A 17,205-nucleotide genomic window follows, 5' to 3' on the forward strand; every position below is an offset into this window, starting at 1 on the left:
TTGCTGATTACGTGCAGCTTTCCCTTCAGGCGGGATTCATACAGCGGCCAGCCATCCGTCATCCATATCACCACGTCAAAGGGTGACAGCAGGCTCATAAGACGCCCCAGCGTCGCCATAGTGCGTTCACCGAATACGTGCGCAACAACCGTCTTCCGGAGACTGTCATACGCGTAAAACAGCCAGCGCTGGCGCGATTTAGCCCCGACGTATCCCCACTGTTCGTCCATTTCCGCGCAGACGATGACGTCACTGCCCGGCTGTATGCGCGAGGTTACCGACTGCGGCCTGAGTTTTTTAAGTGACGTAAAATCGTGTTGAGGCCAACGCCCATAATGCGGGCTGTTGCCCGGCATCCAACGCCATTCATGGCCATATCAATGATTTTCTGGTGCGTACCGGGTTGAGAAGCGGTGTAAGTGAACTGCAGTTGCCATGTTTTACGGCAGTGAGAGCAGAGATAGCGCTGATGTCCGGCGGTGCTTTTGCCGTTACGCACCACCCCGTCAGTAGCTGAACAGGAGGGACAGCTGATAGAAACAGAAGCCACTGGAGCACCTCAAAAACACCATCATACACTAAATCAGTAAGTTGGCAGCATCACCGAATTCGAGGCAGGTATGTTTCTAAATTATTTCGCGTTGGGCGTGCTGATTTTCGTATTTCTGGTTCTGTTTTATGGAATCATCGCTATCCACGATATCCCCTATAACATGGCTAAGAAGCGCAACCATCCCCATGCCGATGCCATCCATACTGCAGGATGGGTGAGCTTGTTCACTCTTCATGTTATTTGGCCGTTCCTGTGGATCTGGGCCACGCTCTACCAGCCTGAAAAGGGATGGGGAATGCAGTCACACATCACACCGACCGGAAAGGAGTCAGACCCTGAGATTGCCGCGCTGGCAGCGCGAATCACCCAGTTGGAAAAAAGACTGGATGGGGAGAAAAAAACCGATAACTCCACCTTTCCGGAGATTTAATCATGGATTTGTTGATAGTCCTGACCTATGTGGCCTTTGCCTGGGCCATCTTTAAAATATTCCGTATTCCGGTAAACCAATGGACGCTTGCTACCGCTGCATTAGGTGGGGTGTTCATTGTTGCGGGATTGATTTTATTAATGAACTATAACCACCCGTATACCTTTACGGCGCAAAAAGCGGTTATTTCAATTCCGGTCACTCCGCAAGTCACAGGAATTGTTAGTGAGGTAACGGATAAAAATAATCAGCTAATTAAAAAAGGCGATGTGCTGTTTAAGCTCGATCCGGTACGGTATCAGGCGCGTGTCGACAGGCTGCAGGCTGATCTGGTTACCGCTACGCACAACATCGACAACCTGAAAGCACAGTTGTCGGAAGCGGTCGCCAATACCACCCGCGTGTCTGCGGAACGTGACCGCCTGTATAAAGATTATCAACGCTATTTGAAAGGCAGTCAGGCGAAGGTTAACCCGTTCTCTGAAAGCGATATCGATAACGCCCGGCAAAACTATCTGGCACAGGATGCGCTGGTCAAAGGCTCAGTAGCGGAACAGACGCAGATTCAGAGCCAGTTAGACAGTATGGTCAACGGTGAGCAATCCCAGGTCGCCTCCCTGCGCGCCCAGCTTGCCGAAGCCAAATATAATCTTGAGCAGACCGTTGTGCGTGCGCCCAGCAACGGTTACGTGACGCAGGTGCTCATTCGCCCGGGGACTTACGCCGCCGCGTTGCCTCTGCGACCAGTTATGGTATTTATTCCTGAACAAAAACGGCTAATCGTGGCGCAATTTCGCCAGAACTCACTGCTGCGTCTTGAGCCGGGCGATGAAGCCGAAGTGGTATTCAACGCGCTGCCAGGCCAGGTGTTCAGCGGCAAACTAACCAGTATCCTTCCCGTTGTGCCGGGAGGTTCTTATCAGGCGCAGGGGGCATTACAGTCCTTAACGGTGGTGCCGGGGACCGATGGCGTATTGGCAACCATTGAACTGGATCCGAATGCCGATGTGGAGGCGCTGCCGGACGGTATCTATGCCCAGGTTGCAGTCTATTCCGATCATTTCGCCCACGTGTCGGTGATGCGTAAAGTGCTGCTGCGCATGACCAGCTGGATGCATTACCTTTATTTGGATCATTGAGACTGCCATCACCTGCCATTTTCAGTGACCTGAGCCATACTAAGCGGTGTCCCACTATCGTTGGGCACCGCTTTTTTGTTGGCAAAAAGGACCCGGCATGAAACTCATTGGCAGCTATACCAGCCCTTTTGTGCGTAAAATTTCTATTCTGTTACTGGAAAAGGGCATCACCTTCGAATTTGTGAATGAACTCCCCTATAACGCGGATAGCGGCGTGGCGCGCTATAACCCGTTAGGTAAAGTACCCGCGTTGGTCACCGATGCGGGCGAGTATTGGTTTGATTCTCCTATCATCGCGGAATATATAGAGCTACTGGATATTGCACCAGCCATGCTGCCGCGTGATCCGCTGGCCGCGCTGAAGGTACGCCAGTTGGAAGCGTTGGCAGACGGCATTATGGATGCCGGTTTAGTTTCGGTGCGCGAACAGGCTCGCCCTGCCGCGCAGCAGTCAGAAACTGAATTGTTACGTCAGCGTGAGAAGATCACCCGTAGTCTGGATGTGCTGGAAGGCTATCTGGCGGAAGGTACGCTGAAAACGGATACGGTTAACCTGGCAACCATTGCGATTGCCTGCGCCGTCGGTTATCTCAATTTCCGTCGGGTTGCGCCCGGCTGGTGTGTTGATCGCCCCCGTCTGGTCAAACTGGTGGAAACGCTCTTTCAACGCGAGAGTTTTGCCCGTACAGAACCGCCAAAGGCTTGATGCGTATTATGTCCGCCTGAGCAAAGTCACGGTACAATCCTTCCTATATCGATATCCCTCTCCACGGTGGAGAGGGCCACCAACAGCCAGGCCCTTTCATGACAACCGACATGCGTTCACTCTACAGCCAGCTTCCTGCTATCGATCGTTTATTGCGCGATAGCGCCTTCCCAGCCCTACGTGAATCTCACGGCCATACCCGGGTGGTTGACCTGCTGCGTCACATGCTCGACGAAGCCAGAGAAGCTATTCGCGACACGCACGCGCTCCCGGCATGGTGTGAGGACTGGGCACAAGAAGCCAGCGCCCGGCTGGAACGAGAATCGCAAAGCGCGCTACGCCCGGTGATTAACCTGACCGGAACGGTGCTGCATACCAACCTTGGGCGCGCGTCGCAGGCCGAAGAAGCAATTGAAGCGGTGGTACAGGCGATGCGCACGCCGGTGACGCTGGAATACAGTCTGGATGATGCCGGGCGGGGACATCGGGATCGGGCCCTGGCGGATTTACTCTGCCGTCTGACGGGGGCGGAAGACGCCTGTATCGTCAATAACAATGCGGCAGCTGTTCTGCTGATGCTGGCCGCCACGGCGAACGGCAAAGAGGTGGTTGTGTCTCGCGGCGAGCTGGTGGAAATTGGCGGCGCGTTTCGTATTCCGGACGTCATGTGTCAGGCCGGATGCATTCTACGCGAGGTGGGGACCACCAACCGGACCCATGCGAAAGATTACCGCCAGGCGGTGAATGAAAACACCGGTCTGCTGATGAAAGTGCATACCAGTAATTACAGCATTGAAGGCTTCACAAAGTCGGTGGATGAGGCGGAGCTGGCCGTAATTGGCCAGGAGCTGGATGTACCGGTGGTGGCGGATCTGGGCAGTGGTTCGCTGGTCGATCTCAGCCAGTATGGATTGCCGCAGGAGCCGATGCCGCAGCAACTGATTGCCGCTGGCGTCAGTCTGGTGAGTTTCTCCGGCGATAAACTGCTGGGCGGGCCGCAGGCTGGGATAATTGTCGGTAAAAAAGAGATGATCGCTCGTTTGCAGAGCCATCCGCTGAAACGCGCATTACGGGCAGATAAAATGACACTGGCTGCGCTGGAAGCGACGCTACGGCTCTATCTGCACCCGGAAGCGCTGGCGGAGAAGTTGCCGACGTTGCGCCAGCTCACCCGCTCACAAGAAGCGATCCACGCGCAGGCACAGCTATTACAGGCACAGCTTGCAGAGCATTACGGTGATGAGTTCGCCCTGAATGTGATGCCTTGCTTGTCGCAGATTGGCAGCGGCTCACTACCTGTTGATAGGCTGCCCAGCGCGGCGCTAACCTTTACCCCACATGACGGGCGCGGGAGCCGCCTCGAAGCGTTGGCAGCCCGTTGGCGTACGCTGCCCGTGCCGGTTATTGGGCGAATTTATGATGGCCGCTTATGGCTGGATCTGCGCTGCCTTGAAGACGAGACCCGGTTTATGGAGATGATGCTGAAATGATTATTGCAACCGCCGGACACGTTGACCACGGAAAAACAACGTTATTACAGGCGATTACCGGTGTGAATGCCGACCGTCTGCCGGAAGAAAAAAAGCGCGGCATGACCATCGATCTCGGCTATGCCTACTGGCCGCAGCCGGATGGGCGGGTGCTGGGGTTTATCGACGTTCCTGGACACGAAAAGTTTCTGTCCAACATGCTGGCGGGGGTCGGCGGCATCGATCACGCGTTGCTGGTGGTGGCGTGTGATGATGGCGTAATGGCGCAAACCCGTGAGCATTTGCAAATTCTGCAGCTGACGGGCAATCCGCAGATCACCGTGGCACTCACGAAAGCCGACCGCGTAGACGAAGCAAGAATTGAAGAGGTACGTGCGGAGATTCAGGCCACGCTGGGGAATTATGGTTTCGCGGAGTCGGTGCTTTTCGTCACTGCGGCCAATGAAGGCCGTGGCATAGAGGAACTGCGTGACCATTTGTTGCAATTAACGTCGCGCGAGCATGCCCGCGATCACAGCTTCCGCCTGGCGATTGACCGCGCCTTTACGGTCAAAGGCGCAGGGCTGGTGGTGACCGGGACGGCGCTCAGCGGTGAAGTGAATGTCGGTGACACGCTGTGGCTCACGGGCGTCAACAAACCGATGCGCGTACGTAGCCTGCATGCACAAAATCAGGCCACCGACCGCGCGCAAGCGGGACAACGTATTGCGCTGAATATTGCCGGTGATGCGCAAAAAGAAGAACTAAACCGCGGCGATTGGCTGCTTTCCGATGCGCCGCCAGAGGCTTTTACCCGCGTGATTGTTTCTTTAGAACATGCCGCGCCGCTGATGCAGTGGCAACCGTTGCATATTCACCACGCGGCTAGCCATGTTACCGGGCGTATCTCTCTGCTTGAAGGGACACTAGCTGAGCTGGTGTTTGATACACCACTCTGGCTTGCCGATAACGACCGTCTGGTGCTGCGTGATATTTCTGCCCGTACAACGCTGGCAGGTGCACGTGTTGTGACGCTTAATCCGCCGCGACGCGGAAAGCGTAAGCCGGAATATTTGCAGTGGCTGTCGGCGCTGGAAAACGCGCAGACTGACGGTGACGCCCTGGAGCTGCATTTGACGCGTGGGGCGGTGAATATTCCTGATTTCGCATGGGCGCGTCAGCTCAACGGCAACGGGATGCGCCCGTTGATTGAGCAACATGGTTTTATTCAGGCGGGATACAGTCTGTTGAATGCCCCCGTTGCCGCGCGTTGGCAGCGAAAAGTTCTCGATACGCTGGCGACCTACCATGAGCAGCACCGTGATGAACCAGGACCCGGGCGCGAGCGCCTGCGCCGTATGGCTTTGCCGATGGAAGACGAAGCGCTGGTATTGCTGCTAATTGAAAAGATGCGCGAGAGTGGCGCGATCCATAGCCATCATGGCTGGTTGCATTTGCCGGAACATAAGGCGGGTTTCAGCGATGAGCAGTTGGCAATCTGGCAAAAAGTAGAACCACTTTTTGGCGATGAGCCGTGGTGGGTGCGCGATTTGGCAAAACAGACGGGAACGGATGAACAGATGATGCGTGTGGCGTTACGACAAGCGGCACAGCAAGGCATCATTACCGCGATCGTGAAAGATCGTTATTACCGTAACGATCGGATTGTGGCCTTTGCCAATATGATCCGCGAACTGGATCTGGAAAGGGGATCGACATGTGCCGCCGATTTTCGCGACAGGCTTAACGTCGGGCGCAAATTGGCTATCCAAATTCTGGAATATTTTGACCGCATTGGTTTTACTCGCCGTCGGGGAAATGATCATTTATTACGCGATGCCTTGCTGTTCCCTGAAAAATAATGAAACAATTAATTCATGGATTAAATGAATTAATACAAAATAGATGTTGATTGAAATAAGCACATTAGATTATGAACCTAATGTGCTTTTTAATTGTAAGTGTTATTAAAATAACAACCACGATCATATTTTGTTGGAAATTTCACTCGTATGCTTCCTACCTCTTTAGAGTAATTAAGGATCGTACAATGGCTGCTTCAACATTTTTTATTCCTTCCGTGAATGTAATCGGCGCTGACGCATTAAAAGACGCAATGAATACAATGGCGGAATATGGTTTTCGCCGTACGCTGATTGTTACGGATGCCATGCTGACGAAATTAGGTATGGCTGGCGATATTCAAAAAGCGCTACAGGAACATGATATTTCCAGCGTAATTTACGATGGTACGCATCCTAACCCCACGACCAGTAACGTTGCTGCTGGCCTGAAAATGCTGAAAGAAAATGACTGTGATAGCGTTATTTCTCTCGGCGGCGGCTCTCCTCACGATTGTGCGAAGGGCATTGCGCTGGTGGCGGCTAATGGTGGCGATATTCGTGACTACGAAGGTGTAGACCGCTCTGCAAAACCGCAGCTGCCGATGATCGCCATCAACACCACGGCGGGTACGGCATCTGAAATGACCCGTTTCTGCATCATTACCGATGAAGTACGCCACATTAAAATGGCGATTGTCGACAAGCACGTCACTCCGCTGCTGTCGGTCAATGACTCCTCGCTGATGGTCGGTATGCCGAAGTCTCTGACGGCGGCTACCGGTATGGATGCGCTGACTCACGCTATCGAAGCCTATGTTTCTATTGCTGCGACCCCCATTACCGATGCGTGTGCGCTGAAAGCGGTCACCATGATTGCGGAAAACCTGCCGGTTGCCGTTGAAGAGGGCGGCGATGCTCAGGCGCGTGAAGCCATGGCTTATGCGCAGTTCCTTGCAGGTATGGCATTTAACAACGCCTCTTTGGGTTACGTGCACGCCATGGCGCACCAGTTGGGTGGCTTCTACGATCTGCCACACGGTGTATGTAACGCCGTGCTGCTGCCGCATGTGCAGGTTTTCAACAGCAAAGTTGCTGCCTCTCGTCTGCGTGATTGCGCGGCTGCGATGGGCGCTAACGTGGCTGGACTGAGCGAAGAGCAAGGGGCGGAAGCCTGCATCGCGGCGATCCGCGAACTGGCGCAGAAAGTGAATATTCCGGCTGGGCTGCGTGAGCTGAACGTGAAAGAAGAAGATTTTGCCGTTCTGGCGACTAATGCTCTGAAAGATGCCTGTGGTTTCACTAACCCGATTCAGGCGACACATGAAGAAATCATGGCGATTTATCGTGCTGCCATGTAATTCGTGATACCTGTCGTAAAGCAGTAAAAGGCTGGCGAATAATTCGCCAGTCCCGTCTACCCTTGTAGTACCCCTACAGCAAGGAGACGGTCATGACCAATAACCCCCCTTCAACACGTATTTATCCCGGCGAGTATGGTTACCATCTGAAGTTAAAAGCCCGATACGATAACTTTATCGGCGGTGACTGGGTCGCACCGGTGGACGGTGAGTATTACCAAAACCTGACGCCGGTAACCGGGCAATTACTGTGCGAAGTGGCCTCTTCCGGCAAAAAGGACATCGATTTGGCACTGGATGCCGCGCACAAAGCAAAAGATAAATGGGCGCAGACTTCCGTGCAGGACAGGGCGGCGATTTTGTTCAAAATTGCCGATCGTATGGAGCAAAATCTGGAGCTGCTGGCGACGGCTGAAACCTGGGATAACGGTAAACCCATCCGTGAAACCAGCGCGGCAGATGTGCCGCTGGCGATTGACCATTTCCGCTATTTCGCGTCCTGTATTCGTGCACAGGAAGGGGGAATAAGCGAAGTTGATAGCGATACCGTGGCGTATCACTTCCATGAACCTCTTGGCGTGGTGGGGCAAATTATCCCGTGGAACTTCCCGCTGTTGATGGCCAGCTGGAAGATGGCGCCTGCCCTGGCTGCCGGTAACTGTGTCGTGCTTAAACCTGCGCGCCTGACGCCGCTGTCCGTGTTGTTGCTGATGGAAGTTGTCGGCGATCTGCTCCCGCCTGGCGTGGTGAACGTGGTAAACGGCGCGGGTGGGGAAATCGGTGAGTATCTGGCGACGTCAAAACGCATTGCAAAAGTGGCGTTTACCGGCTCAACGGAAGTTGGGCAGCAGATCATGCAGTACGCCACGCAGAACATTATCCCTGTTACGCTGGAGCTGGGCGGGAAATCCCCCAATATCTTCTTCGCGGACGTGATGGATGAAGAAGATGCGTTCTTTGACAAAGCGCTGGAAGGTTTTGCATTGTTTGCCTTCAACCAGGGCGAAGTATGTACCTGCCCAAGTCGGGCGCTGGTACAAGAATCCATTTACGAACGTTTTATGGAAAGAGCTATTCGTCGGGTGGAAAGTATCCGTAGCGGCAACCCGTTAGACAGCGTGACGCAAATGGGCGCGCAGGTGTCGCATGGTCAACTGGAAACCATTCTGAATTACATCGACATTGGTAAAAAAGAAGGGGCAGATGTTCTCACCGGCGGGCGGCGCAAGCAGCTGGATGGCGAGTTAAAAGAGGGGTACTACCTCGAACCGACCATTCTGTTTGGTAAGAACAACATGCGGGTTTTCCAGGAGGAGATCTTCGGACCGGTGCTGGCTGTCACGACGTTTAAAACCATGGAGGAAGCGCTGGAAATCGCTAATGACACCCAATATGGGCTTGGCGCTGGCGTCTGGAGCCGTAACGGAAATCTGGCGTACAAAATGGGGCGTGGGATTCAGGCGGGGCGAGTTTGGACCAACTGTTACCATGCTTACCCGGCACATGCGGCGTTCGGCGGCTACAAGCAGTCGGGTATCGGGCGCGAGACGCATAAGATGATGCTTGAGCATTATCAGCAAACCAAATGCCTGTTAGTGAGCTACTCTGATAAACCACTGGGGCTGTTTTAATTTCACGTCACCTACTGCCCGGTCGCGTTTAGCGTACCGGGCATCAAGTTATGTCCTCAGGTAAGTGGCTGGGGTGAACGAACGCAGCCAACAAAGAAGCAGCTCAAAAGACGACGGGTATATATAAACCCATATATCGTTATATAAATAAGATAATTGCATCCAATCTGGTCATTCCAATACTATTATCAACTCTATTGTTTAAATCAAATTGCATCCGAATTTCTTAATTTAAATCCCTGAGGCAAATATGTTCCTTAATTATTTTGCATTAGGAGTGCTTATTTTTGTATTCCTGGTCATTTTTTACGGGATTATTATTCTGCATGATATTCCCTATCTAATTGCAAAGAAACGTAACCATCCTCATGCCGACGCAATACATGTTGCGGGTTGGGTTAGTTTGTTTACCTTACATGTTATTTGGCCCTTTTTATGGATCTGGGCAACGCTTTATCGCCCGGAACGCGGGTGGGGCATGCAGAGCGCGGATTCTTCCCTGATCCAGCTTCAGGCAAGGGTTGCGGATCTGGAAAAGAAACTGGGTGAGGCCAAGACCTCTCCGGCGGAGTAATATCGATGGATTTACTGATTGTTCTGACCTATGTGGCGTGTGCATGGTCAATATTTAAAATTTTTAAAATTCCTGTAAATAAATGGACAGTTCCTACCGCGGCATTAGGCGGTATATTCATTGTTTGCGGACTTATATTACTGATGAATTATAACCATCCGTATACATTTAAGGCACAAAAAGCGGTAATTTCTATTCCCGTGGTGCCGCAGGTAACGGGTGTAGTGACAGAAGTGACGGATAAGAAGAATACGCTAATCAAAAAAGGCGAGGTTCTGTTTAAGCTTAATCCAGGGCGTTATCAGGCGCGGGTCGATCGCCTGAAGGCTGATATTGTCACCGCACAGCATAAAGAGCAGGCTCTGGTTGCGCAGTTAGACGAAATGAAAGCCAACACGCAGCGGGCAAAGGCCACGCGTGACAAACTGGCAAAAGATTACCAGCGCTATGCGCAGGGGAGTCAGGCGAAGGTGAATCCTTTTTCTGAACGCGATATCGATGCGGCGCGCCAAAACTACCTGGCGCAGGAAGCCTCGGTGAAATCCTCCGTTGCAGAACAACAGCAAATTCAGAGCCAGTTGGACAGCCTGGTACTGGGTGAGAATTCGCAAATTGCCAGCCTGAAAGCACAGCTAGCGGAAGCAGAGTTCAACCTGGACCAGACCGTGGTTCGCGCGCCCAGCGATGGTTACGTCACTCAGGTGCTGATGCGCCCAGGAACCTATGCCGCCGCGCTGCCGATGCGTCCGGTCATGGTATTCATCCCGGATCAGAAACGACAAATTATCGCCCAGTTCCGTCAAAACTCGCTGTTGCGACTGGAACCAGGCGATGAAGCGGAAGTGGTGTTTAATGCCCTGCCGGGTAAGGTGTTTAGCGGTAAACTGGCCGCCATTAGTCCGGCAGTACCGGGTGGTACATACCAGTCGAACGGGGCACTGCAATCTTTAAACTCTACGCCCGGTTCGGAAGGGGTAATCGCCACGATTGAGCTGAATGACAATGCGGATGTGAACGCATTACCTGATGGGATTTACGCCCAGGTTGCCGTTTACTCTGACCATTTCGAACATGTGTCGGTCATGCGCAAGGTGTTGCTGCGGATGACCAGTTGGGTGCATTACCTGTATCTCGACCACTAAGCGCAGGCTATTTCGCTTACTCAGGCTGTCGTATCGCCTGAGCAAGCTGCTGACGTATCTCCGCGAGCATTGCATCGAGAATATACTGCACTCGCCAGGGCTGGTATTCACGCTTGCGGAAAATCGCCACTAAATCCAGCCACCATTCATGTTGCTCCGAGAAACACGGGACCAGCATCTCGGAACGACAATCTCTTTGCACACTTTCATTTGGCGCAAAAACAATCCCCAAATGATTACGTGCCAGCGCCAGTGCGGATTGTGTATTGTCGCAGATGTAATTTCCCGTCACACGATAGTCACGCATCTTTTTGTCTTCAGCAGAATTGAATCGCCAAATGTTGGCATCATCAATCATCATAGAATCAATTAGAATGCAAGAATGGTTGACTAATTCATCAGGACTACTAATAGGATTCTTGGTGAGATATTCCCGACTGGCAAAAGCAATAACCGCATATTTAGTGATAAAACTGGCGACCAGTGATTCATCTTTAGGATGAGCATAGGAAAGTAAAATATCACAATCGTCAGGAAAGTCGACGCCTTCATAAAATGCTTTGCGATCCAGGTTATAGGTTTTTAGCACCAGACTGATATCGCCAATATCCATTATTTTTGCAATAACATGTTGCGATAAGTAAGCAATAATTCCGGTTGGTGCATATACCGTTACTTTGCCACGTTTCTCGTGCTTATAATCAGCAATGAAATTATTTAACTGCTCATTTCTGTCTAACATGTCATTGATGTAAGGAAGTAACGCAATACCAAACGGCGTGAGGGTCAGTTGTCGGGTGGTGCGGTCAAATACCTTTAGCCCCACTTTTGATTCAAAATCAGCAAGATACTTACTTACGTTGGCCTGAGCAATGCCGAGAACAGTAGCGGCATGGCTGATATTTTCACTGGCAGCAATTACCGAAATAATCTTCAGTTCCCGGTGTTTAAGTTGTAATTTATTCATCGCCAAGCCCAATATATATAATTTTATATATATTACTATATAAATAAGAACCTTGCACCGATGAAATTGTAAGCATTATTATGCACCCGCTTTGTAGCTTATTTTAAAATGGAATGTTGGCATGTTAATTAAACGCAATATTGTGGCGCTGCTCGCCTTTTCTTTTATGGCGAGTGCAACTGCCGCAGAATTTTCTATTGGCGCTGGCGCTGTATATAATGAATCACCTTATCGCGAGTATAATGATAATGTTCATGCAGTACCGCTTGTCAGTTATGAAAGTGAATCATTTTATTTTAGGCAAACAACGCTAGGTTATATTTTGTCTAAGAGTGAAAGTAATGAATTTAGTATTACTGCCTCTTATATGCCGCTGGAGTTTGATCCCGGCGACAATGACGATCACGCGATGAAAACGCTGGATAAGCGTGACGCAACTGCAATGGCGGGTGCCGCGTGGTATCACCATGAAAGATGGGGTAGCGTGAAAGTCTCCGCCGCTGCGGATGTGCTGGACAACAGTAATGGCTGGGTAGGGGAAGTTTCACTGTTCCGTCCAATGCCGATGGGCAAGCTGACGCTGACGCCATCAATTGGCGTGCTCTACTATGACGAAAAATTCAATGAATACTACTACGGCATTTCGGGTAATGAGTCCCGTCGTAGTGGTTTATCAAGCTATTCCCCAGGCGATAGCTGGACACCGTATGTTGGCCTGTCCGCTAAATACGCATTAACCACTAACCTGACGCTGCTGGCAAGCGCCAACTATAGCGCACTGCCGGATGACATTAAAAATAGTCCGATGGTTGATCGTGATGACAGCTTCACCTTTATGTCCGGTCTGACCTGGCGTTTCTGATTCTCACCCGTTTGTCCTCAGGGAGGAGGGCAATCTTTTCATGAGACATTGACGGATGGGGGCTAACCGCCGCCATCCGCCTTATTATTACTGCTCGTTTATCCAGATACGCATTTCGCCTTCACCACGGTTCGCCCAGCTAAACCACGGAATAAACGTCAATGTATGCGCCTGGCGCGAAGCTGGGGAAACATCGTAGTGCCACAACGATTGTTGTGCTGCATCGGCATTACTTTGCTTCACGCCTTCAGCCTGAATTAACATTTTATGGCTGAACAATCCCTTACCCTCGAATACTCTGAACTCACTCTCTTTTGGCAACCGCAGGTTATGCAATTCCTCACCGTTATCGGCCTGCTCCAGGCAATACACCAGCGGTCCACGCTGAATGGCGACCTTACCGGCAACATGACGCACTAATGGATTTCCGTATACCCGACGCACCGGCATTGGCAGGGTCAGACTGAGCGTATCGCCTTCCTGCCAGGTTCGGCTGATGTGCAAATAGCCTTTACGAATATCCTGCTCAACTGGCTGACCATTCAGTAAAACCTGCGGCGCGGTGCACCAGTCTGGCAGGCGCAGGGCCAGGGTGTGATATATCGACTGCGGTGATTCGATGGCGATTTTCACCTGCTCATGCCATGGATAATCCCCGCTAATGCGCAGCTTGAGCGAGCCATCCGCCACCGGGACTTCCATGCTATTGCCCACGTACATATTGATATATAGCGCGTCCTGACGTGGTGTGTAGATGTAATGACCAATAGAGGTGAGTACGCGGGCGATATTCGGCGGGCAACAGGCGCAGCCAAACCAGCGCTGACGAACGGGTTTCACGTGATCATAAATATGATTGAATTTTAATGATTTAGGATGTACTTCCAACGGGTTCACATAGAAGAAGTGCTTGCCATCGAGCGCCATCCCGCCCAATACAGTGTTATACAGGGCGCGCTCCATCACGTCGGCATACTGGCTGTCTGCCTCCATCTCCAGCATTCTGCGGGCGAACATCATTAGACCGATTGAGGCGCAGCTTTCCGCATACACGGAGTCGTTAGGCAGATCGTAATCGCTGCTAAACGCCTCGCCGCTGCTTTGTGAACCGATCCCGCCGGTAATGTACAACTGACGCTGGGCCATGTTTTTCCACAGACGCAGGCAATCCTGACGTTTGCCTTCGTCCTGACTCAAGCGTGCCAGATGCGCCACGCCGGTCATCAGATAAACAAAACGTACTGCATGACCGATCGCCGTTTGCTGTTCTGAAATGGGCTGATGAGCCTGGCTATAGGGTTTATCCTTCACCATCCATGCCGGGCCGTAAGTATGCCAGTAAGAGGTTTGGCCGCGCTTTTCGTACTCTTCGTCATAGAAATGGGGTTGCGCGCCGCGCTGTTCCACAAAGTAATTTACCAGCGCCATATAGCGTGGTTGCTGGGTCACTTCGTATAAGCGCATTAACGCCAGCTCAATTTCCGGGTGTCCCGGATAGCCGCGCAGTTGATTCTCTCCGAGCCCGAAAATGTTGTCGATGTGGTCTGCCAGACGGCACACGACATCTAAAAGACGACGTTTTCCCGTCGCCTGAAAGAACGCGACGCCTGCTTCGATCAAATGACCTGCACAGTACAACTCATGACACTCGGCGAGGTTAGTCCAGCGTTCATCCGGGGCTTTCACTGTAAAGTATGTATTGAGATAGCCGTCTTCACACTGCGCAGCGGCCACCAACTCGATGACCTCATCTGCGGTTTTCTCAAGTTCCGCATCAGGTTTCTGGCACAGGGACCAGGCGACTGCCTCCAGCCATTTCGCTACGTCGCTATCCTGAAAAACCATGCCGTAAAATTCGCCATCCTGCAGTCCTGCGGCGATACGAAAGTTCTCTATCGCATGACTTGGTTCCGCCTCTGCAATGCGGTCATTGAGCGCATCCCATTGGTAGGGGATCACGACATCACGGACCAACTGTTGGTATTGTCCGAGGAATGGATCGCTGACGGTGAGCTTATGCAGGTCGACTTCCAGTACGTTCATTTCGTGCTCCTTAAGGCTGTACATGACGCTGACGCAGATCGGTGGCAATGCGCGACATCATCGGATTATTGAGTTTGCAGATGCGGACAGACAGCGCCAGCAGCAGGTGGAACAGTGCGGGCAGCAGCGTCTCCATCGCGGTAATTCCTTGCAGCGAACTGGCGGTTTGGTTACCAGCGCCTGGCTGATAGGCGACAAAAATAAATAACAGGCTGATGATCCCCGCACTTGAGGCCCAGGCCAGCTTGATGAAAAACAGGTTGAAGGCGAAATTCATGCCGGAAGAACGCACGCCGGTTTTCCACTCGCCGTAATCGTCGGCAAAGGCCATCAGCGAGAAGTGCAGAGGCAGCGTAAAGCCCAGAATAATGCCGTTGCCGAGAATAACCGCCAGCCATAATGTTTGATAAGCCGGACCGGTCGGCAGGAACCACATCATCACTGCCAGGGCTGCCAGCACCAGGTTGGTGTAGTAATAGAGTTTGACGGTATCTATACGGCGGGTCAGCGGGCTGACAACCACTGAACCGATGATGGACGCAAAGGTCACCATGGTGAAAAACAGCGACGTGTAAGCTGTACTGCCTTCCAGCACGTAGGTAATGAAATACATGTACCCGCCGCCACGAATATTGAAGACGTTAATCAGCAGGAAAGACATCACCAGCATCAGCAGCAACTGGTCATTTTTGCGTAACCCACCAATGTGTTCACGCAGGGTAAATTTCCCCATCATCGCCAGCGGCACACGCTCGCGAACCCAGAAGAAGCAGCACAGGAACATCACCACAGCGATGGCGCACAGGATGCCCACGCCGAACTGATAACCCTGCGCGGCATTGCCCTGACCCAGAATATCCACCATCCACGGCAGACCAACGGAGACAAGGAATCCCGCCACGCCGCACAGCACAAAGCGCCAGGACTGACAGGCGATCACCTCGTTATGGCGGGTCGTCATGGTGTTGATCAGCGCACAATACGGTACGTTGATGGCGGTATAGCCGACAGAGAGCAGTAGATAGGTGCCGAATGCCCAGGCGATTTTTACGCTCATGCTGGCGTCAGGGACGGTAAACGTGAGTACGCCAATGATGCCAATGGGAATTGCCACCCACAGCTGCCATGGGCGAAAACGCCCCCAGCGGCTTTGCGTGCGGTCGGCAAGTATGCCCATTATCGGATCGGAAATGGCATCAAATACGCGCAGGGCGATAAACAATGTGCCGACCAGCGCGGGCGTTAACCCGAAGACATCGGTGTAGAAAAATGTCAGGAAGTTCATGATCAGACAGGTAATTACCGTCCCGCCTGCATCGCCTAACCCATAACCTATTTTTTCACGCAGGGATAATTTGTCGTCCTGGGCACGCTGTGCCAAATCAGATGTCGTAATCGGAGCCGAAGTCATAAATAACTCCCGGAGAGGATGTTCAGAAAGTATCCCGCTACGTTGCGGGTTATTTGTTTGTAATTTGCAAAGTACGTTATTTATTCTGCACGAAATGTTTGGGTCAACAAGGGAAGAGAAAAGTATAAAAAGATGACAATTCCGACTTCATTATAAAAATGTGATTTCGATCCAGCGAAAAGCAAGTTTATCGTGAATAATCAATAATAAAGAGCAGTTTAAATAATGTAAAAAGCGGGAATTTGAATATATATGCTCGAATTATCCATGTCTCTTCCGATTAAAGTGCAAAATGGTGGGCTATTTATTTCCCGAGGTGTGGGAAGCCATCCGGCGCGGCAATTGCAATCCTGGGAAATCATCTTTGTCGAAAAAGGGACATTAACGATTCGCGAAGGCCAGACCGTTTTTTGCGTGAATGCTGGAGAAAGTTTGCTGCTATGGCCGCAGCGTTTGCATATTGGCGTCGGGCAATTTCCGGCTGATTTGAAATTTTACTGGCTACACTTTGAGGTGACAGCAGAAAACGATGCTTCACTTACAGAACCGTTGCTTGCGATTCCTCAGCATGCGCGGGTTAGCGAGCCACAATATATTATTTCGCTGTTTCGCCAGTTCTTACGCGAGCAGGAAAATATTCATCGCAGCGTTGCGCTGGAACTGATCCTACTGCTGATTTTGCAGCAAATCTCCGCGGCGGCTAGCGAGCAACCCGCAGATAGCCCCGGTAATGCGCTGGCATGGAAAGCGCAACAAATAATCCACACCCAGTTCCACCTGCCGATTAGTGCTTCAACTCTGGCGAAAGAGCTGCATTGCAATGCGGATTATCTGGGGCGTGTATTCCGTAGCGCTTTCCGGCTGACGCTAACTGAAGCATTGCATCGCCAGCGGGTAAGGGCAGCGGAAAAGTTGTTGATCAGTGACTCGCTGTCACTTACCGAAGTGGCGATTAAATGTGGGTTTAATGATGTGGGTTACTTTCGCAAAATCTTTCGTAAGCATACCAGCCTGACGCCTGCGGCGTGGAAACGGCGCTACTGCAAAGAGCATATTAATTCGGCGTAAATGAGGAT

General features: G+C 51.8%; 14 protein-coding genes and 1 pseudogene. 11 read left to right on the plus strand and 4 right to left on the minus strand.

The features are described from left to right. A pseudogene (locus OGY33_RS00725) lies at positions 1-550 on the minus strand (IS1-like element IS1A family transposase); the annotation flags it as partial. Positions 551-620: 70 nt separating this feature from the next. Between OGY33_RS00725 and OGY33_RS00730 the strand changes: the two are divergent. From OGY33_RS00730 to OGY33_RS00770, 9 genes are all read left to right on the plus strand, one after another. Next, positions 621-983: a DUF3302 domain-containing protein gene (locus OGY33_RS00730; RefSeq protein WP_003827338.1), complete on the plus strand. Its 363-nt coding sequence runs from the start codon at positions 621-623 to the stop codon at positions 981-983. Positions 984-985: 2 nt separating this feature from the next. Then, a complete protein-coding gene (locus tag OGY33_RS00735) occupies positions 986-2,122 on the plus strand; it encodes an HlyD family secretion protein (RefSeq protein WP_048215314.1) in 1,137 nt (378 codons plus the stop codon). 97 nt (positions 2,123-2,219) lie between these two features. Beyond that, positions 2,220-2,828, plus strand: a complete 609-nt coding sequence (locus OGY33_RS00740; RefSeq protein ID WP_191238018.1) for a glutathione S-transferase — start codon at positions 2,220-2,222, stop codon at positions 2,826-2,828. Between the two features lie 98 nt (positions 2,829-2,926). After that, positions 2,927-4,318, plus strand: a complete 1,392-nt coding sequence (gene selA / locus OGY33_RS00745; protein ID WP_071446113.1) for an L-seryl-tRNA(Sec) selenium transferase — start codon at positions 2,927-2,929, stop codon at positions 4,316-4,318. Continuing rightward, positions 4,315-6,159, plus strand: coding sequence for a selenocysteine-specific translation elongation factor (gene selB, locus OGY33_RS00750; protein ID WP_191238019.1), 1,845 nt, complete (start codon positions 4,315-4,317; stop codon positions 6,157-6,159). Before selA ends, selB begins: the two co-directional genes overlap by 4 nt. A 188-nt stretch (positions 6,160-6,347) precedes the next feature. Continuing rightward, positions 6,348-7,499 (plus strand): L-threonine dehydrogenase, encoded by a 1,152-nt coding sequence (gene yiaY, locus OGY33_RS00755; RefSeq protein ID WP_191238020.1) that lies wholly within the window; start codon positions 6,348-6,350, stop codon positions 7,497-7,499. 92 nt (positions 7,500-7,591) lie between these two features. Further along, the gene (gene aldB, locus OGY33_RS00760) at positions 7,592-9,130 is read left to right on the plus strand and encodes an aldehyde dehydrogenase AldB (RefSeq protein ID WP_191238021.1); all 1,539 of its coding nucleotides are present in this window, start codon (positions 7,592-7,594) and stop codon (positions 9,128-9,130) included. A 250-nt stretch (positions 9,131-9,380) separates the two neighbouring features. Then, on the plus strand, positions 9,381-9,704 hold the full coding sequence (locus OGY33_RS00765; RefSeq protein WP_003024200.1) for a DUF3302 domain-containing protein: 324 nt from the start codon (positions 9,381-9,383) through the stop codon (positions 9,702-9,704). Between the two features lie 5 nt (positions 9,705-9,709). Beyond that, positions 9,710-10,846: an HlyD family secretion protein gene (locus tag OGY33_RS00770; RefSeq protein WP_003827345.1), complete on the plus strand. Its 1,137-nt coding sequence runs from the start codon at positions 9,710-9,712 to the stop codon at positions 10,844-10,846. Positions 10,847-10,862: 16 nt separating this feature from the next. Here the strand turns inward: OGY33_RS00770 and OGY33_RS00775 are convergent, their stop codons facing one another. Beyond that, a complete protein-coding gene (locus OGY33_RS00775) occupies positions 10,863-11,813 on the minus strand; it encodes a LysR family transcriptional regulator (protein ID WP_128316439.1) in 951 nt (316 codons plus the stop codon). 121 nt (positions 11,814-11,934) lie between these two features. Here OGY33_RS00775 and OGY33_RS00780 point away from each other — a divergent pair, with 121 nt between their 5' ends. Further along, on the plus strand, positions 11,935-12,675 hold the full coding sequence (locus tag OGY33_RS00780; RefSeq protein ID WP_191238022.1) for a MipA/OmpV family protein: 741 nt from the start codon (positions 11,935-11,937) through the stop codon (positions 12,673-12,675). Positions 12,676-12,762: 87 nt separating this feature from the next. On the opposite strand, the gene OGY33_RS00785 is transcribed toward OGY33_RS00780, so the two are convergent. Continuing rightward, a complete protein-coding gene (locus tag OGY33_RS00785) occupies positions 12,763-14,718 on the minus strand; it encodes a glycoside hydrolase family 127 protein (protein WP_191238023.1) in 1,956 nt (651 codons plus the stop codon). A 10-nt stretch (positions 14,719-14,728) separates the two neighbouring features. After that, complete coding sequence (locus OGY33_RS00790; protein WP_191238024.1) at positions 14,729-16,129, minus strand: MFS transporter; 1,401 nt, start codon at positions 16,127-16,129, stop codon at positions 14,729-14,731. Between the two features lie 252 nt (positions 16,130-16,381). On the opposite strand from OGY33_RS00790, the gene OGY33_RS00795 reads away from it, so the two are divergent. Then, positions 16,382-17,197: a helix-turn-helix domain-containing protein gene (locus OGY33_RS00795; protein WP_191238025.1), complete on the plus strand. Its 816-nt coding sequence runs from the start codon at positions 16,382-16,384 to the stop codon at positions 17,195-17,197. The last annotated feature ends 8 nt before the right edge of the window (positions 17,198-17,205 follow it).

The organism is Citrobacter sp. Cpo032 (assembly GCF_030332975.1).
Lineage (GTDB): Bacteria > Pseudomonadota > Gammaproteobacteria > Enterobacterales > Enterobacteriaceae > Citrobacter > Citrobacter portucalensis.